This is a genomic window from Streptomyces sp. NPDC057963, assembly GCF_042887155.1.
In the GTDB taxonomy this organism is placed as follows: Bacteria; Actinomycetota; Actinomycetes; order Streptomycetales; family Streptomycetaceae; genus Streptomyces.
In genome coordinates this window covers 524,491-543,640 of record NZ_JBHVPX010000005.1, presented here as the reverse complement: position 1 = coordinate 543,640, position 19,150 = coordinate 524,491, and the positions used below count along the sequence as shown (strand labels likewise).

18 protein-coding genes and 1 riboswitch are annotated in these 19,150 nt (G+C 68.3%); of the genes, 8 read left to right on the top strand and 10 right to left on the bottom strand.

Annotated features, from left to right (window positions below):
• The first annotated feature begins 86 nt into the window (after positions 1–86).
• Both ACFVT1_RS15435 and ACFVT1_RS15430 read left to right on the top strand, forming a co-directional pair.
• Positions 87–887 (top strand): GntR family transcriptional regulator, encoded by an 801-nt coding sequence (locus ACFVT1_RS15435; protein ID WP_389795394.1) that lies wholly within the window; start codon positions 87–89, stop codon positions 885–887.
• Between the two features lie 9 nt (positions 888–896).
• Positions 897–2,141 carry an MFS transporter gene (locus tag ACFVT1_RS15430; RefSeq protein ID WP_389795392.1) on the top strand — a complete coding sequence of 415 codons (1,245 nt, stop codon included), beginning with the start codon at positions 897–899 and terminating at the stop codon, positions 2,139–2,141.
• Between the two features lie 84 nt (positions 2,142–2,225).
• Here ACFVT1_RS15430 and ACFVT1_RS15425 read toward each other — a convergent pair whose 3' ends face one another.
• From ACFVT1_RS15425 to ACFVT1_RS15415, 3 genes are read right to left on the bottom strand one after another with little or no spacing between them, the layout of a single operon-like run.
• On the bottom strand, positions 2,226–3,047 hold the full coding sequence (locus ACFVT1_RS15425; protein ID WP_389795390.1) for an ABC transporter ATP-binding protein: 822 nt from the start codon (positions 3,045–3,047) through the stop codon (positions 2,226–2,228).
• Positions 3,044–4,099: a FecCD family ABC transporter permease gene (locus tag ACFVT1_RS15420; RefSeq protein WP_389795501.1), complete on the bottom strand. Its 1,056-nt coding sequence runs from the start codon at positions 4,097–4,099 to the stop codon at positions 3,044–3,046. Before ACFVT1_RS15420 ends, ACFVT1_RS15425 begins: the two co-directional genes overlap by 4 nt.
• Before the next feature lie 53 nt (positions 4,100–4,152).
• Positions 4,153–5,196: an ABC transporter substrate-binding protein gene (locus ACFVT1_RS15415; protein ID WP_389795388.1), complete on the bottom strand. Its 1,044-nt coding sequence runs from the start codon at positions 5,194–5,196 to the stop codon at positions 4,153–4,155.
• Between the two features lie 29 nt (positions 5,197–5,225).
• Positions 5,226–5,408, bottom strand: a riboswitch (cobalamin riboswitch).
• Positions 5,409–5,714: 306 nt separating this feature from the next.
• Between ACFVT1_RS15415 and ACFVT1_RS15410 the strand changes: the two genes are divergently transcribed.
• The 3 genes from ACFVT1_RS15410 (at position 5,715) to ACFVT1_RS15400 (ending at position 8,587) form a co-directional block, all read left to right on the top strand.
• Positions 5,715–6,953, top strand: a complete 1,239-nt coding sequence (locus ACFVT1_RS15410) for a sensor histidine kinase (protein WP_389795386.1) — start codon at positions 5,715–5,717, stop codon at positions 6,951–6,953.
• Positions 6,925–7,620, top strand: coding sequence for a response regulator (locus ACFVT1_RS15405; protein ID WP_389795384.1), 696 nt, complete (start codon positions 6,925–6,927; stop codon positions 7,618–7,620). Before ACFVT1_RS15410 ends, ACFVT1_RS15405 begins: the two co-directional genes overlap by 29 nt.
• A 634-nt stretch (positions 7,621–8,254) precedes the next feature.
• Positions 8,255–8,587 (top strand): zf-HC2 domain-containing protein, encoded by a 333-nt coding sequence (locus ACFVT1_RS15400; RefSeq protein WP_389795382.1) that lies wholly within the window; start codon positions 8,255–8,257, stop codon positions 8,585–8,587.
• Between the two features lie 465 nt (positions 8,588–9,052).
• Here ACFVT1_RS15400 and ACFVT1_RS15395 read toward each other — a convergent pair whose 3' ends face one another.
• Positions 9,053–10,012 carry a GNAT family N-acetyltransferase gene (locus tag ACFVT1_RS15395; RefSeq protein WP_389795380.1) on the bottom strand — a complete coding sequence of 320 codons (960 nt, stop codon included), beginning with the start codon at positions 10,010–10,012 and terminating at the stop codon, positions 9,053–9,055.
• A 54-nt stretch (positions 10,013–10,066) separates the two neighbouring features.
• On the opposite strand from ACFVT1_RS15395, the gene ACFVT1_RS15390 reads away from it, so the two are divergent.
• The 3 genes from ACFVT1_RS15390 (at position 10,067) to ACFVT1_RS15380 (ending at position 11,485) form a co-directional block, all read left to right on the top strand.
• Positions 10,067–10,699, top strand: a complete 633-nt coding sequence (locus ACFVT1_RS15390) for a TetR/AcrR family transcriptional regulator (RefSeq protein WP_389795379.1) — start codon at positions 10,067–10,069, stop codon at positions 10,697–10,699.
• Between the two features lie 126 nt (positions 10,700–10,825).
• Positions 10,826–11,281, top strand: a complete 456-nt coding sequence (locus ACFVT1_RS15385) for a hypothetical protein (RefSeq protein WP_389795377.1) — start codon at positions 10,826–10,828, stop codon at positions 11,279–11,281.
• Positions 11,282–11,284: 3 nt separating this feature from the next.
• Complete coding sequence (locus tag ACFVT1_RS15380) at positions 11,285–11,485, top strand: hypothetical protein (RefSeq protein ID WP_389795375.1); 201 nt, start codon at positions 11,285–11,287, stop codon at positions 11,483–11,485.
• Between the two features lie 400 nt (positions 11,486–11,885).
• Here ACFVT1_RS15380 and ACFVT1_RS15375 read toward each other — a convergent pair whose 3' ends face one another.
• The 6 genes from ACFVT1_RS15375 to ACFVT1_RS15350 form a co-directional block, all read right to left on the bottom strand.
• Positions 11,886–12,929, bottom strand: a complete 1,044-nt coding sequence (locus ACFVT1_RS15375) for a LacI family DNA-binding transcriptional regulator (RefSeq protein ID WP_389795373.1) — start codon at positions 12,927–12,929, stop codon at positions 11,886–11,888.
• Positions 12,930–13,304: 375 nt separating this feature from the next.
• Entirely contained in the window at positions 13,305–14,195 is an 891-nt protein-coding gene (locus ACFVT1_RS15370) for an aminoglycoside phosphotransferase family protein (RefSeq protein WP_389795371.1), read from the bottom strand.
• 82 nt (positions 14,196–14,277) lie between these two features.
• A complete protein-coding gene (locus ACFVT1_RS15365) occupies positions 14,278–15,216 on the bottom strand; it encodes a Gfo/Idh/MocA family protein (protein WP_389795370.1) in 939 nt (312 codons plus the stop codon).
• A 107-nt stretch (positions 15,217–15,323) separates the two neighbouring features.
• A complete protein-coding gene (cs1, locus tag ACFVT1_RS15360) occupies positions 15,324–16,316 on the bottom strand; it encodes a clavaminate synthase Cs1 (protein ID WP_389795368.1) in 993 nt (330 codons plus the stop codon).
• A 324-nt stretch (positions 16,317–16,640) separates the two neighbouring features.
• A complete protein-coding gene (cs1, locus tag ACFVT1_RS15355) occupies positions 16,641–17,621 on the bottom strand; it encodes a clavaminate synthase Cs1 (protein WP_389795366.1) in 981 nt (326 codons plus the stop codon).
• 102 nt (positions 17,622–17,723) lie between these two features.
• On the bottom strand, positions 17,724–19,109 hold the full coding sequence (locus tag ACFVT1_RS15350; RefSeq protein WP_389795364.1) for an NDP-hexose 2,3-dehydratase family protein: 1,386 nt from the start codon (positions 19,107–19,109) through the stop codon (positions 17,724–17,726).
• Positions 19,110–19,150: the final 41 nt, after the last annotated feature.

Sequence of the window (19,150 nt, the reverse complement as noted above, 5' to 3'; positions counted from 1 at the left end):
TCCAGTAGCTTTCACCTGGTGCAGTAGCTTGCCAACGCCGCTGGAATTACCAGCTGCCGCGCAGCAGAACAGTCGGAGGGTCCCCAATGCCCCGAGAGGCGCCGTACCTTGCAGTGGCCGACGCGCTGTGCGCACGGATTCTCGCGGGCGAGTGGGAGATCGGTGAACGCCTGCCGTCCCGGGCACAGCTCGCCGAGGAGTACGGCGTCGGACGCAACGTCATGCAGAGGGCCGTGGACGGGCTGATCGTCAAGGGCCTCCTCGAAGGACGCGCGGGCTCGGGCACCTATGTCCGCATGCCGCGTGAGCGCCTGCGGATGGTGCGTTCGCGGCACCGCGAACGCCGGGGCGGCTCCCGCTCCCTCGCCGGGGCGACGGAGCGGGGCAGGGCCGGAGCCTGGGATTCGCACAGCCAGGCGCGCGTCCCCGCCCCTGCGGCAATCGCCGAGAGGCTCGCGATCAGCTCCGGAGACCTCTGCGTCACCACGCACTACGAATTCCTCGCCGACGGGCAGCCCGTCCAGCTCTCCGAATCCTGGGAGCCGATGGCCCTCACGGACGGAACGCCCATCGTGCTGCCCGAGACGGGCCCCCTCGCGGGAAAGGGCGTGGTCGAGCGCATGCGCTCCATCGGCGTGGACATCGAGACCGTGGTCGAGCTGCCGCGCCCGGCTCGTGCCACCCAGGCGCAGGCGAACCTGCTGGGCATCAGCGTCGGGGACCTGGTGCTCCAGATCGAGCGGACCATCTACGACACCGACGGACGGCCGGTGGAGACCGCCGACATCGTCATTCCGGACGTACGCCGGGAAGTGGTCTACGAGTTCGGAGTCGACCGGCCGCAGCCCGTTGAAGCCAGTACAGCGAAATCTGAAGGCCGACAGTAGGTGACTCGAATGTCATCACCCTCCCGGCTCGGACTCTTCCGCGATCCGGACTTCGGGCGGTTGTCCGCCGCCACCGCGCTCGGCCAGCTGGGCGATCGCATTGTTTTTCTGGCGCTGCCTCTGGTCGCGATCGTGGCCTTGGACGCCGACGAGTTCCAGGTCGGATCACTGACCGCGATGACCACGGCAGGCTCACTCCTGGTCGGGCTGCCGGCAGGCGCGTGGGTGGACCGCATGCGGAAGCGGTCGGTGATGATCAGCACCGATCTCGCGAGGGCGGTGGCCCTTTCGACGATACCGCTGGCGTGGTGGTCGGGTCTTCTGACGATCTGGTGGCTCTACGCGGTCGCGTCGGTCCATGGAGTGCTGACGGTCTTCTTCGATGTGGCGTACGCCAGCTGTCTGCCGCACCTGGTGGGACGCGGCAATCTCGTCGAAGGGAACTCAAAACTCTCGGCGATACGCTCGGTGACCAGTATCAGTGGGCCAGGGATGGCAGGGCCGCTGGTCGGCTGGCTCGGAGCTCCTGCGACGCTTCTGGTCAGCTCCGCCGGGATGGCGATGTCGGGTCTGCTCGCGACCGGTATCCGCACCCACGAGCCGAAGCCGGAGCCGAGTGAGCACCCGAAGCTGCTTCGAGACGTCAAAGAGGGGCTGAGGTTCGTTCTCAGGCATCCGGTCCTGCGTGCCCTCATCCTGGGAGACGCGATATTCAACCTCTTCCTGGTCATGTACCAAACCATGCTGCTGGTCTTCTTGAAGAGGGAGATGAACCTCGAGTCCTTCGGCATCGGCCTCGTCCTGTCGGGAATGGGCTGTGGTGCCCTGCTGGGCGCGCTGTCGGCGACCAGGGTCGCGCAGCGGGTCGGCCAGGGCCCGGTCATCTGGCTCGCACCGCTTGTCACCTGTCCGCTGACCGCCCTGATGCCGCTGGCGCACCCGGGTTGGAGCCTGTACGCGGCTGCGCTCGGACTCGCGTGCCTTTCCCTGGGGGGAGTCGTCCGCTTTGTGGCTCAATCGTCCTTCCAGCAGACCCTCACACCGGACCGGCTCCTGGGCCGGATGAACGCGACGGCCCGGTTCGTGTCCTGGGGCGGCATTCCGCTCGGCGGGCTCTTGGGAGGAGTCTCGGGCTCTCTGTTCGGAGCGAGAGCCGCACTGTGGATCGGTGCCGTCGGCATGACAACGAGCGTCCTCCCGTACTTCCTTCACCGCTGGCGGAACGCCGCCGACGGAACGGCCCGGCACGGCTGATCGCCTCGCAGGGGCAGGCCGTGGCCGCAACGACCGGCGCCCACAGGGGTGTTGAGGATGCCGATGGCCCAGGCGCCCGCCCGCTCACGATGCGGAGTGGTCCGTCGCGGCGGCCGGGGTCGGCCGGCCGATCGCCGCGGGGAGGAAGGTGACGTGGGGTGCCCCGGTGCGCGGATGAACGACCACCTCTCCCGCCACCCCGTACACCTCGTGCAGTAGTTCCACGGTGAGTACCTCGGCGGGCGGTCCCGACACGATGACCTCGCCGTCGCACAGGACGTAGAGGCGGTCGCAGTAGTACGCGGCCAGATTGAGGTCGTGGAGCGCGACCAGGACGGTGGCGGGGAGTTGGCGCAGTATGCCGAGGACTTCGAGCTGGTGGCGTATGTCCAGGTGGTTGGTGGGTTCGTCGAGGACGAGCAGCGAGGGCTGCTGGGCGAGGGCACGGGCGATGAGTACGCGCTGGCGTTCGCCGCCGGACAGCCGGTCGAAGGGGCGGCCGGCCAGGAGGGTGGCGTCCACGGCCGCAAGGGCCGACTCGATCAGCCGGGCATCCTCGGCGGTGTCGCCCGCGAGCAGGCCCTTGTGCGGGGTGCGGCCCATGGCGACGACCTCCCGTACCGTCAGGTCGAAACCGGCGGCGGGCTCCTGCACCACTGCGGCCAGGGTCCGTGCCAGCCTGCGTACGGGCAGGGACCAGGCGTCGGTACCGTCGATCCGTACCTGTCCGGCGTCGGGGCGCAGGACGCGGTAGACGGCGCGCAGGAGGCTGGACTTGCCGCTGCCGTTGGGGCCGACCAGGCCGACCACCTCGCCGGGGCGGGCCCGCAGTGAGACGTCCCGGACGAGGTGGCGTGCCCCGGCGGTCAGGGTGACGCCGTCGACGGCGAGTTCGGTCGCGCTCATGCCACTCCTGGGTCGGCGTTCCGGCGGGCGTCGCGGCGCATGAGCCAGAGGAAGAAGGGACCACCGCACAACGCCGTGAGCACCCCGACGGGGATCTCCATGGGGGCGGCGACGGTGCGTGCGGCGATGTCGGCCCAGATCAGGAAGACCGCTCCGCCCAGTGCGGCCGTCGGCAGCACGCGGCGGTGGTCGCCGCCGACGAAGAGGCGCACGATGTGCGGCAGCATCAGGCCGACGAAGCCGATCGGTCCGGCCGCCGCGACCAGGACGCCGGTGACGAGGGACAGCAGGACGAACATGCGGGTCCGGAACCGGGCCACGTCCAGTCCCATGGTCGTGGCCGCCTCTTCACCGGCGAGCAGCAGGTTCAGGTGCCGTGACTGCACCAGGAGGACGGCGATGCCGAGCAGCAGGGCCGCGCTGGGCAGCCACAACGTGCCCCAGTCGACACCGCCGAGGCCGCCGAGGGTCCACGCGAGGACCGCGCGGGCCTCGTTGCCCCGGCCGGTGGTGAGCAGCAGCAGGTCCATCAACGCGGTGAGCACCGCCGCGGTCGCCACACCGGACAGCACGAGCCGCACCGAGGTGATGCGTCCGCCGGTGCGGGCGGTCGCGTACACCACCAGCAGCGAGCCCAGGGCACCGGCGAACGCGGCGGCCGACAGCGACACCGGCCCGAACACACTCACGCCGAAGACGATCACCGATACCGCGCCGAGGGAGGCTCCGGAGGAGACGCCCAGCAGGTACGGCTCGGCGAGCGGGTTGCGGATCAGGGCCTGCATGGCGGTGCCCACCACCGCGAGTCCGGCCCCGGTCACGGCCCCGAGCAGCACGCGCGGTGCGCGCACGTCGAGGACGATCGTCTCCCGGGCCCGGGACCAGTCGGGATCCGTCCAGTCGGCGCCCAGGGCGTGTGTCACGATGCCCCACACCTGGCCGGGCGGCACGTGCACCGAGCCGATGGCCAGGCCGGCCGTGGCGGAGAGCACCAGCAGCAGCGCGAGGACGCCCAGCGTGAGCGCGAGGGCGGCGTCACCCGACCGGTTCACGCGGCGCCGGCGCCGCGTCGTCGGCTCATCGCCGGCCTTCGCGGGTGCCTCCGTCACCGGAAGCTCTCGGGATGCAGGCCGCGGGCCAGGCCGTCGACCGCGTACGCCGACCGGATTCCGACCAGGGTCGCGGTCAGTGGCAGAACCACGAACCGTTTGTTCTTGACGGCGGGGACATCGGCGAGTGCGGGCTGCGAGAGCAGGAACTCCTTCTTCTGCCGGACGCTTCCGGAACCCGCGTAGTCGTAGATGGCGATGACCTCCGGCTTGCGGTCCACGACCTGCTCCCAGGAGACGTCGCCGAAGACGTCGTCGAGGTCTGCGAAGACGTTCCGGCCGCCGGCCAGCCGGATCAGCTCGCTGCCCAGGCCCTTGCCGCCCGCGGTGAAGGCCGTCTTGTCGCCGCTGTCGTACACGAAGACGGAGACTTCGGCGTCGTTCTTGACCGCCGTGGTGGCCTTGTCGATGCGTCCCTGGAGATCGGCCACCAGCTTGTCGGCGCGGCCCGGTATGCCGAAGATGCTGCCGACGGTGCGGATCTCGTCGTAGGTGTCGCGCATCGTCACCTGCTTCTTGCCGCAGTACTCGCGGTTGAGGTAGGTGTCGATGCCGGCGTCGGCGAACGCCTTGCGGGAACGGCCCTCGTTCTCGGCGAACGCGCTGCCGTAGCCGCCGTAGACGAAGTCCGGCTCCGCGTCGAGGACGGTCTCGAAGGACGGCTCCTTCCTCGCCAGTTCGGGTATCGCCTCGAAGTCCTTCTTCAGTTCGGGCAGGACGGCCGAGTCGGGGAAGGCGGTGCCGACCATACGGTCCTTCAGGCCCAGGGCGAGCATCAGTTCCGCCGGGTGCTGATGGATGGTGACCGCGCGCGAGGGCGGTTCGACGTACGTCGTCCTCACGCCGCAGTTGTCGATGCTGACCGGGAAGCCCTCGGCCGGTGAGGCGGTGGCCTTGGCGTCCCCGGCGGAGCCGTGACCCGTGCCGCAGCCCGCGATCAGCAGGGTGGTGGACAGGGCGACGGCCGCGGCGACGGCGCGCAGGGCACGACGGGGCCGGGCAGGGGGGAAACAGGGGCGGCGAGGTATGCCGAAGTACACGTTGAGCCTCCTGGGGAGTCCGCGCTCCTCAAAACGGGCCCGCGACAGGCCAGTGTCCTGACTCCCGGATCGACGCTCCCCCCGCCTTCCCGCGCCGGGCGCAGTGGCATGTCGAAGGGTTGTACTCCCCGGTCACAGTGGCGGGACCGTGCCGGATTCGCACCGGCTTCCTGTCTCCCGTCGCGGCGATGACCTGCCGATATTACGTTTCCTCGGGGCTGCCGCACAAAGGGCGCTCGTGTGAGTGATCGCACGTCGCCGGACCGATTCGGGTCTCCCGGGACCCTGGTGGCTCCGCGCCCACGCCCTCGGGCCCGACGCCCTCGGCATCCGGCTCGGACTCCTCGCCGCCCGGCCCCCACCGCCCGTCCTCGTGACAGCGGAGCCGCAGGCCGGGCAGCACGACGTGGACGGCTGTGCGCCGGCGAAGGCCCGTCGGACTCGCAGGGGCCGGTGGCCGAGGCGCCCCTGCCCCGCGCGGCGATGCCCGATGCGGCCATTGACCCTACGGTGGTGACATGGCGGTGATCAGCGGTTGGAGGCGGTGGACGCGGCCCCGGATCGGTGTGGTGGACGCACTGGCCGTGGCCGCGCTGTTCGGGCTGGCGGTCGTGGCTTCCTCGGTCGTACCGCACCAGCACACGTTCTCCTTGCGGTGGCCCGCCGTGGTGCTGGCGGGTATCGGTTGCTCCGCGCTGGTATGGCGGCGGCATCACCCCTTCGGCGTACTGGCCGTCGCCATTGGCTGCGGGGTGGCCTTTCAGGTGCTCGGATTCCGCGAGAGCCCTCTGGTGATCAGCCCGGTTTTGGTGTCGGTCTACACCGTGGCCGCGCTGACCGACCGCCGTGCCGCCTGGACCGCGGCAACCTTCTCGGCCGCCGTCCTGGTGGGCGCCGCCGTGGTGTGCGACCCACGCGCATGGCTGGCCCCCGACAACGCGGCGATGCTGGCGTGGACGGCGCTGCCGGCTGCCATCGGGGACGGAGTGCGTTCCCGTCGCGCCTATGTGGCAGCCGTGGAGGAGCGGGCGGAACACGCGGAGCGCACGCGTGAGCAGGAGGCGCAGCAACGGGTGGCGGCCGAACGGGTGCGGATCGCGCGCGAGCTGCACGACATCGTCGCGCACCACATCGCCTTGATCAACGCTCAGGCGGGCGTGGCCGTCCATCTGGTGGAACGGCGGCCGGAGCAGATCGTGGCCGCCCTGGAGGACATCCGGGACACCAGCCGGTCCGCACTGGACGAACTACGCGTGACCGTAGGGCTGCTGCGGCAGTCCGGCGATCCCGTGGCGCCGCGTGATCCGATGCCGGGCCTCGCGCGCGTACCGGCGCTCCTGGCGTCGTTCGAGCGCGCCGGTCTGTCCGTGAGCCATACCCGGCGGGGCATCGCCGAACCGCTGGCGCCGACGGTCGACCTGGCCGCGTACCGCATCGTCCAGGAGGCCCTGACGAACGTGCACAAGCATGCCGGTGCCGACCATGCCCGGTTGTTCCTGCACTACCGCCCCGAGCGGCTGACGATCACCGTCGAGGACGACGGACGAACCGGAGGGGACCACGCCCGTCCGGGGACGGGGCACGGACTGATCGGGATGCGTGAGCGCGCTGCCACGGTCGGGGGCTGGCTGCACGCGGGAGTGCGCCCGGAGGGCGGCTTCACCGTGACGGCCGAACTTCCGCTGCGTCCCGGCCTGGTGATGGGAAAACCACCGAGGAGAGACGGGCATGACGGTTCGCGTACTGCTTGCCGATGACCAGGCCCTGCTGCGGGGCACCTTCAAGATGCTTTTCGATTCCACCGATGACATGGAGACGGTGGGGGAGGCGTCCAACGGGGAGGAAGCGCTGGAACTGGCGCGTACGGAGTGCCCCGATGTGGTCCTGATGGACATCCGCATGCCGGAGATGGACGGCCTCGACGCCACCCGCCTCATCAGCGAGTCCGAGGACCTCACCGGGGTGAAGGTGCTCATCCTGACCACCTTCGAGGACGACGAGCACGTGGCCGAGGCCCTGCGCGCCGGTGCGAGCGGCTTTCTCGGCAAGGGGGCCCGGCCCGAGGAGCTTCTCGACGCCGTCCGCACGATCGCCGCCGGCGAGGCACTGCTGTCCCCGTCGGCGACGCGTGCGCTGATCAAGCGCTTCCTCGCGCAGCCGGACCCGTGCCCGGCGGGCGTGCACGAGCGGCTGGAGTGCCTGACGCGGCGGGAGCGCGACGTCGTGGGGCTGGCGGCACTGGGGCTGTCCAACGACGAGATCGCGGAACGCCTCTTCGTCAGCCCGCTGACCGCCAAGACCCACGTCAACCGGGCCATGACCAAGCTGGCGGCTCGTGACCGGGCCCAGCTCGTAGTCATCGCCTATCAGTGCGGCCTGGTCAGTCCGGCAACGGAATCCGGGGACTCACAGGCGCCCCTGTAGTCGTCGGCGCGGTATGCGCCTGTCGTCGCGGTCGTAGCCGGTCGTGGCGGATACCGCAGCCGTGGTAGCCGGGAATCGGTGCGGGGGGACGACGCGCCGGGGGCCGCTCCTGGGCGAAGGTGGGAAGGCGAACGGAGGTTTCGCCATGATCGAAGCCCACTGCCCGATTGAGCGGTACAACGCCGAATCGACATCGATGACCGCGGTCCGCGCCGCAGCTTTCTCCGGAGGCCGGACGGTTCTGTTCGTGGCCGTCCCCGATCCGGCGACGGCACCTCGGGCAGGCCGGTCGCTCGCGCTGCGTATGCAGCCGCCCGCCCCGGGCGGCGTCGCCCGGTCTCTCACCGTCGCGACGCCTGCTCCCGGAGGGAAGCGGCAGTCGCGGGCGGACGCCCCCGCCGATTCGGGGGTCACCCCCGGCGCGGAGCGCCGCTCCTCCGGATCCCGGGCGTCGCGCCTCGCGAGGGCACAGCGGCACACCGGCGCCCCACGGCTACCGCGGGGCTGAAGGCGGCCCCGACGCCGCGGCACCCGCCCGGCGACCCGGCGTCGCCTGCTCCGGGACACTCACGCCCGAACCCCTGGCCCCGACGACCGCGTGACCGGCATCCCAGCTCAGGAAGGACACCCTCCCATGCTCACTGCAACCGAGAAGTACCGCACGATCGGTGAACGACCGGCCGAAGACCACGGCCTCAAGGCCCCTGCGGCCGACGAGGCGAGCACGGTGGGAACCCAGCTGGAGACCTGCCCCACGTGCCGGGACGAGCACGACTGCGGTGCAGCCCTGCCCGTACACCTGTTCCTTCTCCGCGACGCCCTGGCCGCCAGTACCGGCCGGCACCGGGGGACTCCCGGACACCGCCACGCGGCACCCTGCCGTCGCGGTCCGGCCGCGAACGGGGCCACGCAGCTCACCCTGTCCCAGTGGGTCAGCAGGACCGCCAGGATCGGGGACGGGAGCTGACGTGAAAGCAACAGCGATCCCGGTCGTGCGGCCCGGCACCCGGTTTCCGGGCCGCGCGGCCGATCGCGGCCGGCCTGCGCGCGATCGGCGAATGTCCCGGGCAGGCATGGCCGCCCCGCCGATGACGTACGTGCCGTCGCTCTCGTCCGGTGCCCGAAGGGTGCACCGCAGCCCGTCGGACCGGCAGAACGATGGCTCACCGGGGCCGACGATCAAGGGGCGTGCCGCGATCTCGGAACCTTCTGGTCCACGACCGGCGGACGGCGAGGCGACTTCACCGGGCGGTACGGGTCGAGGCCGGGGCGCAGGCAGGGCCGGGGATGCGCTTCAGCAGGCCGTCGCCCGTTGCCGCGGCGGTCCGGCGGTGGAGGGTGGAGGCCGACGGCGTACTCCTCCGTGCGACCGCTCGGGCGTACCGCGGCGGGACATGGAGAACGGCCGTCCGGGCCCGGCCGCCGGGCCGGATCAGGAAGTCCCCGGCGCGTCGTCCCAGGCCATCGAGCTCATCTTCCAACCGGCGGGCGTCCGGACGAACTGAACGGTCTTGCGGCCGGAGCCCTCGAACCACTCGCCGCCGAGGAACCCGGACTTGCGGTACTCGCTGAACCGGTGCGCGACCGAACCGAAGATTTCGGTCCGCTCGGTGACCTCCCATTCGGAGAACTCCGTCAGCGTTCCATCGGTGAGGCTCTTCTGCCGGGGCTCGATGAACGCGTCGAGGTCGTAGATCACCGGCTCGGCCCCGACGTTCTGGATGATCGTTCCCTGGGGGATGAACACCTCACGGACCACGTCGACGTTCGGCCGGGTGCCGCCGGTGTTGGTGAACGCGCCGAGGAAGGCGCGCATCAGCTCGTCGAGCTCGGCCTTGACGCCGGACACGGGCACTCCCCACTCCTCGGCGAGGACCGACCAGACCTCGATGTCGTGCCGGATGCCCCGGTACGGAGAGTGCTGGCGCAACACACCGTCGCGGCTCATACCGAGCCGGCGCGCGGCCTCGACGCTACGGGTGTTGCCCGCCGCGACCCACCACTCGACCCGGCTCATCCCGCGTTCCTCGAAGGCCCAGTCGATCAGCGCCCGGCATGCCCGGTTCACCAGTCCGCGGCCGGACCCGTCGGCCTCCAGCCAGCAGCCGATCTCGCACACCCCGGAAGCGGCGTCGAACTTCGTGAACATGACGCCACCGACCAGCGTGCCGTCCAGCCGGATCCCGTAGATCCGGGCGGTGTCCTCGGCCTGCCTGTCGGCGTACCGCTGGAGGACAGCCGTGGCGGAGGCGAGGTCGGTGCTGAGCGTCGCCCAGGGTATCCACGGGTCCACATAGGGCCGGGCGCGGTCGATGTGCGCGAGGAACTCCTCCGCATGCCAGGGCTCCAGGGGGCGGAGCTGTGCATTGTCGCCGAGTGACAGGGTAAACACGGGCACCTTCCAAGGTCAGATACGTAACGAGCGTTCGGTATGTAAGGTAGCAGCATGCCCCCTGCACCTGGAGACCATGAAGCCCGCCGTGAGGATGTGTCCCAGGCGGTGTGGCACGTACTCGCCGACAAGGGGTTCGGCGGGCTGACGCTACGGGCCGTCGCCTCCGCCATGGACGTCTCGACCGGCATGCTCATGCACTACTTCCCGACCAAACGAGCCTTGGTCGCCCATGCCCTGGACCTGCTGGAGAAGCGCTCCGCGGAACGCCCCCGGCGTGAACGCCCCACCGCGGGTCTCGCCGCCCTGGGAGCCATGCTGCTGGACATCCTGCCGCTGACCGCGGACGACATCGCCCGTAACCGCATCTGGGTCAGCTCCTGGGACCTGGCCCTCGCCGACGATGCTCTCGGCACGGACCAGGCCGACCGCTACACACGGATGCGCTCGGTGATCCGACCGCACCTCGAAGCCGCTCGCGACCTGGGCGAGCTGCCCGCAACCGCCGACCCGGAGCAGCTCGCCGCCTCCGCCGTCGCGTTCACCCACGGACTCGTCGTCCAGGCTCTCTTCGACCCCGGCCGGTTCCCCGAGGAGGTACAGATCGCCATGCTCGACGACTTCCTCGCCTCGCTCGCGAAGCCCCGGCCCGGCGTCGGCGTCGGCAGGCCGGTCCCCGGCAAGTAAGGTGGATCAGGGGCGACAAGTCTGGGCCGGGTCTGCCTGGGTCTGCGGGTGAAGCGGCAACGTCCGCTACATGCGGGTCGGTTGAGAACCGGCGCGCAGGGGTGCGGATCGGCCCGGGGGGCCGGCATGCCGCGCACCTCCGCGAGGGCCCGCAGCCATTCGTCGGCTTCGGCCTCCGCGGCGCTGATCGATTCCCTGGAGCCCGCGGTCGTCGGCCTGGCCATGACGCGCCCCGCCACCTCTCTCCGTATTCGCCAGGCGCTGGAGGCGGGCGCACCCGGCTTCGCGGCGATCCAGGATTCGATCAACGGCTGTCCGGACGCCGAAGTCCGACCCGGTCGGCTCGCGGACTCCACCGACGCCGCCTCGATCGCCCTCGCCCTCGCCGGTACCGTCCACCACCTCCTGATGATCAGCCGGACCGGCGCACCGGACCCCCGAAACCAGGCCGGACGACTTGTTGCCCTGCTGGTCGGCGAAGCCCCCGGTGGTGTCGGGGCCCGCAACGGGCGGCCGCGGCCACTGCGCGGAACCGGCTCAGGTCCTGTTCGCACGACCGGGGGTCACACGGCATATCGTTGAAGCATGAGCAAGATCGAGCATGAGACCGGTCCCCAGGGGACGCTTGTGTGCCCGGTCTGCAAACACCCCCTGGACACCACCATCACGAGGCGGCACAAGACTCTCGGAGTCTTCGTGCCCGTGCGGGGCCCGGCCCCCTGCCGCAACCCCGACTGCCCCGAATACCTGGAAGAGCCGGAGCGCAGGAGTCCCCAGGTCCACTGACTCGGGACGGGACACCGGGCCGGCCGGCCATGCCTGCCGACCAGCGGGCTGTCTCACGGTGATGCGCGCCGTACGCGGGGCCGAAGCCCTGGTGGGCGCGACGTCGTCCTAGCGGATGCGAATGTCCGGCCGGCCCCGCCCCGCGTTCAGCGGGCTCGACCGTCTGCCGTCTGCCGTCTGCCGTCCGCCGTCCGCCGTTCGGCGATGAGGCCGGAGCTGCGGCCCCATCGCCGGCGGCCGCACGGATTGTGCTGTCCGGGACATGTCCCGGACTGTTCAGATACGTCGTCGGTCTCCATCAGCCGCCGTGCCGGGGCACCGGGCCATCGACGGCTCGCACTCCACCGGGGACCGCTGCTGCGCGGCCCCTCATGTGCCCGGTCGTCCGGAAGCGCGTCTGCTACGCGCCGCAGCCGCAGCTTGCCCGGCGCACGACCTTGACCGGCAACAGCCGTGCCACGGTGGCCCGCTTCCGGTCCTTGAGCCGTGCGATGAGCAGCTCCACGGCTTCCTTGCCGAGACGTGCCATGGGCTGCCGCACAGTTGTCAGGGCCGGTTGTGCCAGCCGGCTCAGGGCGATCCCGTCGAAGCCGGTCACGGCCATCTCTTCCGGAGCGCGGATGCCACGTGACGCCAGGGCGCGCAAGGCACCCACTGCCATTTGATCGTTTGCCAGGACCATTCCCTGAGGACGCTCGCCCCGTCCGTCCAGGAGCTCCGCGACAGCCTGGTGCCCGGCGGCCTGGGTGAGGTCGCCTCGAAGGTGCGGTTGCTCGGGAAGCGGTAGCCCGGCTTCGCGGTGGGCGGCCAGGAATCCCCGGAATCGGGCTTCGCAGTCGGGGGAGTCCGACGGGCCACCGACGAAGGTGAGCCGACGCAGGCCGTGATCGACAATGAGATGCCGTGTCAGCTCCAACTGGCCTTTGGAATTCGCCACTTGGACCTGATCACGAGCATCGTCCCGCTGTCCGGCGAGCATCACGACGGGTAATCGCCGTGACACCACCTCCAGTGTTTCGGACGGGACCGTCGTCGAAAGCACGGCCACCCCGTCCATCCGTCCCGCAGCCTCGGCCAGTTGCTCGCCGGCGTGACCCTCGCGTGAGTTGGTGAGCAACAGCGCATAGCCGTGACGCCCCGCCGCACGCTGCATGCCGCGGATGACTTCGTCGGAATACAACATCAGCTCGGTGTCGTCGGCGTGTGCCGCGCTCGCCACCCCGGCGTCGTGGAAGTCGGGAAAACAGAGGCCGAGAACGCCGGTGGTGCGGTTGGCGAGCCCACGTGCGGTGCCGCTCGGTACATAGCCCAACTCGTCTACCGCTGCCTGCACTCGGTCTCTGGTTTCGGGTCGCACCGCCCCCGGATTCCGGTAGAAGCGCGACACTGTCGCGATGGAGACGCCCGCCCGTGCGGCGACGTCGTACACCGTGGGGGTGCTCATACTGATGCTCAGCCTCTTCTGCCGGTTGGTGGCGCGTGGTTGTGGGGATGCGCTGCCCGGTGTCACGGTGGTCGGGTACCGGGTATCTCTTGCAATGAAAGCGCATTCAGCCTAGGCGTGGGCCCCTGCGGTGGGCAAGGAGCCGGCTTCACGCCCCTGGTCGGCGCGTCGATGGCAGGGTGCGGGTGAGGGTGCGGCGGTGGAAGGTAGTTGGCGAGTCGCACACTGATTCAACGGGGCAAGCGCGTGACACGGCATCGTCGTCGGCGCCAGCGAATTCGGCGTCTGTACGCACGATCACACGTCCGACTCGCGGAGTCGTCGGTCCTGCCTGTGCCCCCACCGATGCGGCGAGAACAAGCTGAGTTCTTCTGGTCAACAGCTGTGGAGCAGACAGCGATCGAGCGCCGCCCGACCTGCGGGTCCCCATGTCTTCTGACCGCCCGGGAGGCCTTGTTCCCATGCCTGGCCAATGCTGATGAGGGACAGGGCATGCAGGACAGCCCATCCTCGTGCGCGCCGGATCGTCGCATCGTCCGCGTCCCCATACGCTTCGAAGAAGTGTGAAGCGGCGCCTGCCGGAAGGATGACCCAGGCAGCTGCGAGATCCGTTGCCGGATCGCCGGCACACAGCTCTCCGAAGTCGATCACGCCCGAGAGTGCCCCGTCCGACACGGTGACGTTCGCCGGATGAAGGTCGGCGTGCAGCCACCTCGGGGGACCCTGCCGGCCGGGAGCCGAAACAGCCTCCTCCCACACGTCCCGGGCCGCTTCGGGAACACGGGAGGCGACGGACTGGAACTGTCTTTCAAAATGTGGCGCGAGCGTGTGGAGAGGCACGCCTCGCATCGCATGGGCAGGTGCCTCGGCGGGCGCTTCCGCATGGAGAGCCCTCAGGAACCCCGCCAGACTCTCGGCCGCTCGACGCCCCTGACCGATGGGTGCCCGGTCGCCCGGTTCTCCGGACACCCAAGTCGCGACGGTCCACGATCGGGGGAATCGGGCAGAGGGCTCACCGAGGCGCAGAGGAGTGGGTACCGGAAGGGGAAGGCGTGGGGCAAGGACTGGCAGCCAGGTCATCTCCTTCCGGAGAAGAGACGAGGCGTGGTCCGTACGCGGTAGGCGAACGGCCCAGTTGTCGCCCAGTCGCCAGAGCTGATTGTCCCAGCCGGTGACGGTCTGATGGAGCTTCAGTTCCGCCAGGTCCGGATGCTGTTCCTCCAGCAGGGATCGCACCAGCCTCTCGTCGAACTCGACGTTTTCCATGTAAGGAGCCTCCTTGCTCCGTGGCAATCGATGGGTGCGGGGGTTTCGGTCGGTGCGTCGTGCGATTCCCGTGAACTGACGGTCAAGCCTTTGAAGCTTCTTGCCTCAGACGGTCGAGCGTCCGGGCGTCGCTGAGTAGAAATTCATCGAATTCCCTGGACCCCTTGTTCACTGCCTCTATGACTCGATACAGAAAGATCTTCATGCTGTCGGCAGGGGGTACGTTTCGCTCGTGTGTTCTCCCATTGCTCTGGATTTTTATACCGGTCACCATGTCCGGCAGGACGGAAAAGGGGCGCTCCACCTCCATGACGGCATTTTTGCTCATCATGCGCAACGTGTTCTGATATGTGGTGGTGAATCCGAAGTGGCCCACGATTGTTTTTCCGCCGGGGTACCCCGCCAGAGCACTGTAGGAGATTTCCAGGCCGTCAGCGGTTCGATCCCCCACGACGACCCCGACCTGCTCGGGCTCCTCATCCCAGAGCACCCGTCCCAATGACGCCATGTACGGGCCGGTGTCGAGAAGTGCCCCCCCGCCTTTCCGGCGGTCGTGCCGGAAATCACCCGCCGGGACGGGGGGAGTGAAAACCGCCACGATCTTGGTGGTATCCGGATCAAGGCTCCTCATGAAGGGGAACAAGGGGTGGAAGGCGTAGCACGTGGCCTCCGCGACGACGAGAGACGATGCTCTCGCCAGTTCCACCATTTCTTCGGTCGTGCTCAGGTCCAACAGGCCCGGCTTGTCCACGACGACGTGATGTCCTCGTTCGAGAGCATGGTGAACGGCGGCGGCGTGTTCGCTATTCACCAGAGAAATGTAGATCAAGCCCGGCCGGGTCACCTCCAGGGCTTCCCGCCAGTCAGCGTATATCTGCCCGATTTTCGGGAGGTGGCCCACACTCTCCGGCGTCGCGTGGGAGCTCGCAATATTTATGGTGTCGATTTCACTCATGGACGAAACGGCAGGCAATACCCGGCGTCGCGCAAATCTTGACATGCCGATCAGAAGCAGTTCCATGGCTCTCAGGGGTGTCGATGGGCGTTCCTTTCTTCGGGGGCCGCGCGTGAACGGCCTCCGAAGAAAGGATCTTCTGTCCCTCTCGGAGTCGGCCTACGGGACAGCCTTCAGGTGCGGGGCGTGTAGGGCACGAAGTCTCCTGCGCGTTCCCCGCCCGACAGTTGGCCGTTGCGGTCGGTGCGGATGTATACGCGGTGCAGCCATCGGTCTTTGCCGTCCCAGCGGGCGGTGAATGGTGTACGTGCGTGGGTGACCCGGAAGTTGTCGAAGGCCAGCACGTCGCCGGGGACGAGAGGGACCGGCTCGGCCGCCTCGTCCAGGGCCCGGGACAGGGCGGCGATCGCCTCGCGGTCCATCGGGTCCTCGGCCGTCAGGAACGAGCGGTCGTAGCAGAGGTACGGATCGTCCTTGCTTCCGTACAGTGGCTTGACGTGCGTGACTTCGGCGCGTTCGTCGGTAGCGCCGTCATGCACGTCGTTGACATGACGGGGCATCTTGCGGTCGAACAGGTGGGTTTTCGTCTCGTCGCTGAGCAGGGGGAGCGCTTTGCGGATCGAGCCGATGAGAGTCGCGGCCCGGCGCTCGTGGTCGGCGCGGGAGCAGGCGAGCATCACATAGTTCGGCTGACGGGCGTGGTGGGACAGGTCCGAGTGGAACTCGAGCTTGGCCTTGGCGTTCGCCTGGGACAGCGGGTGGGCCCGGGGCGTCGGGAACAACTCGTGGAGGATCGTGCGCGAGCGGCGGTTCCCGTAGCCCTGGTCATAGGAAGTGTGCAGTCCGAGACGGCTGCCGATGATGCCGAGCATCGCTTCCATGGTCAGGAGGGGGCGGTCGGCCGGCGTGGGCGTGGAGGCGGGTGTGGGGGGCAGTTCGTCGTCGGGTTCGACGGGGAGGCCGCGTAGGAGGAGGTAGCCCTCGGCGTTGCCGTTCGTGTGGAAGTCGTCGAGTGCTGTGGTGATGTCCTCGGGCAGTTGGCGGGAGAGTTTCTTGGCGGCGGCCAGGAAGGCGTACATGTCGGCGCGGGGAATGTCCGGGAGTTCCGAGGCGAGGTCACGGAGCTGGTCCCGGTACGGAGTGCAGTCGACGATCGGAGGAGCCATGAGGTGGTATCTCCCATCCTTCTGGGGGTGTGATGCAAGCGGCACCGCGCCGCTCCCGGTCACCGCGATCAACGGTTCTCGGCGCGGGCTTCGGAGGCAGGTCGGAGAGCCTGTGCAGAGGCTTGGCGTCGCGTGTCGAGGGAGGCTGACCGGGAGGTGGCCAAGGACTGTCCCGTAATTCCTGGCGGGCGTGCGACGACAGTTACGGCACCTCGCTGCGTTGTCGGAACGCCCGAATACATCCAGCATGAGGGCGTCCCTCCGCCTTGCGATGCACCGCATCCGACGTCGCACGCTGATCCACCAGGGATTACGGGACAGCCTTCAGGCGCGGGGGGTGTAGGGCACGAAGTCTCCTGCGCGTTCCCCGCCCGACAGTTGGCCGTTGCGGTCGGTGCGGATGTATACGCGGTGCAGCCATCGGTCTTTGCCGTCCCAGCGGGCGGTGAATGGTGTACGTGCGTGGGTGACCCGGAAGTTGTCGAAGGCCAGCACGTCGCCGGGGACGAGAGGGACCGGCTCGGCCGCCTCGTCCAGGGCCCGGGACAGGGCGGCGATCGCCTCGCGGTCCATCGGGTCCTCGGGAGAGAGGAGTTCGCGGTCGTAACACAGGTGCGGGTCGCTCCTGTCCCCGTACAGCGGCTTGACGTACGTGACGGCATCCGGGCTCTGGGCAGTGCCGTCGGACGCCCCGCCGACATGACGGGGCATCTTGCGGTCGAACAGGTGGGTTTTCGTCTCGTCGCCGAGCAGGGGGAGTGCTTTGCGGATCGAGCCGATGAGAGTCGCGGCCCGGCGCTCGTGGTCGGCGCGGGAGCAGGCGAGCATCACATAGTTCGGCTGACGGGCGTGATACGCAATCTCCGTATGGAATTCGAGCAGAGAGCCGGACGTCGCCGAAGACAAGTGGTGGGCTCCGGGCCGCGGATAGACGTCATGGTAGATCGCGCCGCCTCGGTGTTCCTCATAGCCTGTATGGAGCCCCAGGTGGCTGCCGATGATGCCGAGCATCGCTTCCATGGTCAGGAGGGGGCGGTCGGCCGGCGGTGGTGTGGAGGTGGGTGTGGGGGGCAGTTCGTCGTCGGGTTCGACGGGGAGGCCGCGTAGGAGGAGGTAGCCCTCGGCGTTGCCGTTCGTGTGGAAGTCGTCGAGTGCTGTGGTGATGTCCTCGGGCAGTTGGCGGGAGAGTTTCTTGGCGGTGGCCAGGAAGGCGTACATGTCGGCGCGGGGAATGTCCGGGAGTTCCGAGGCGAGGTCACGGAGCTGGTCCCGGTACGGAGTGCAGTCGACGATCGGAGGAGCCATGAGGTGGTATCTCCCGTTCTTGTGGGTGTGAGAAGCAGGTGGCACCGTGCCGCTCCCGGCATGGCGTGCACCGGTGGCGAGCGCAGCCGTGAGCGTTTCCGGTCAGAGGAGACAGGCCATGAGGCTTCGAGTTTCGACATTTACGTAATACCCGAAACGCATGAGCCGATTGAGGAGTCCGAGAGTCACCCAGCGGTAGTTCTCCGGCGCCTCGATCGAGTGATCTTCGGGAATGTTTATGACGAGGTGTGCCGTGTCCGCTCGATGGAACCTCCCGCCATCTTCCGACTGCACCGCATTGACCCGAATCCAGGAGTCATCGCAGCTCAAATACTCCGCGAGTGGCGGCAGGTCCTGCGGTCCCGAGTAGTCACCGGGGGTGAGTTGTACTGTGGCGGCGAGTTCGAGCCGGTCGGTGGAGCCGGGCTGGGCCATTGCCTGCACCAGGAACTGAAGGACTCCTGAACGGCGTTGACAGATGAAAGCGACGACATTTCCAGGATTTGGCTGGAGCATCGGCTGCGACCAAGTGCCGACCTCCCGGCTGTCCGCCCCGACGGACAAGCCGACGATTTGGAAATAACGCCCGTCTTTGTGTCGAATATCCAGATCGTCACAAACCCAGGCGTCCATGTCCCGCAGGCTGATCCGCCTGACGTCGAGGTTGAACCTGACTTTCTGATCGATGATCCAAGTCATTGCGGAGGAGACATCGGAGTCAGATGTCTGCACACTGTGCGATTCGACCACGCTCGCATGAAATCCGCTGCCGATCCGGTCGCCGGAATTCAACCCGCCGGCCATGGCATAGGATATGCATGCCAGCACGGTCCGCGCGTTCATGTTGACGCAATCCCCCTGCGCAAGCAGCTTCCGTAGCTGCCCGAGTGTCAACCACGCGAAATCATCCTCCATCGGAATGTATTCATCCGAAGGGATCTCGATGATCATATTGCGATTTCTCTTGTGGAGATACCAGGAGGAATGCTCGGAGAGGATTTGGTCGAAGATGATGTCCTGTGGCCTGGGCTCCAGGAAGTATGTGAGGTAGGGCGTCGACCTCCCCCCGTGCACCCGCTGGTAGTTGCTGGGGGTTGCCTGCACGGTTGCGGCGTACTGGAGCAGGGTGCTGTTCCCCGGCTCCATCTTGGCCTGCATCAAGAAGTGGTACACGCCGTTGATCCGCTTGACCAGAATGCCCAGGATTCCGATTTCAGGCTGCACGATGACCGGCTGACACCACTGGGGGGTCGATCCGAAATTGGTGTGTACGGACAGCCCTTCGACGGTGAAGAAGCGGCCGGATGAATGCCGCAGTCGATCACTGAGGTGCCATTCCTTCAAGGAATTCAACGGAACCAGATCGACTTGATAGGAAGAAGCGGTCTCCCGTTCCTTGAGAAAGGATTCGGGATCCGGGGTCTCCGATGTTCCTGCTGTCATGGCGGATGCCAGGAAACCTTCGGCACCGCTCACCAGAATCGACATTCCGTCCATCTCCTCACTGGTGCACGAATCGCACTTATAGC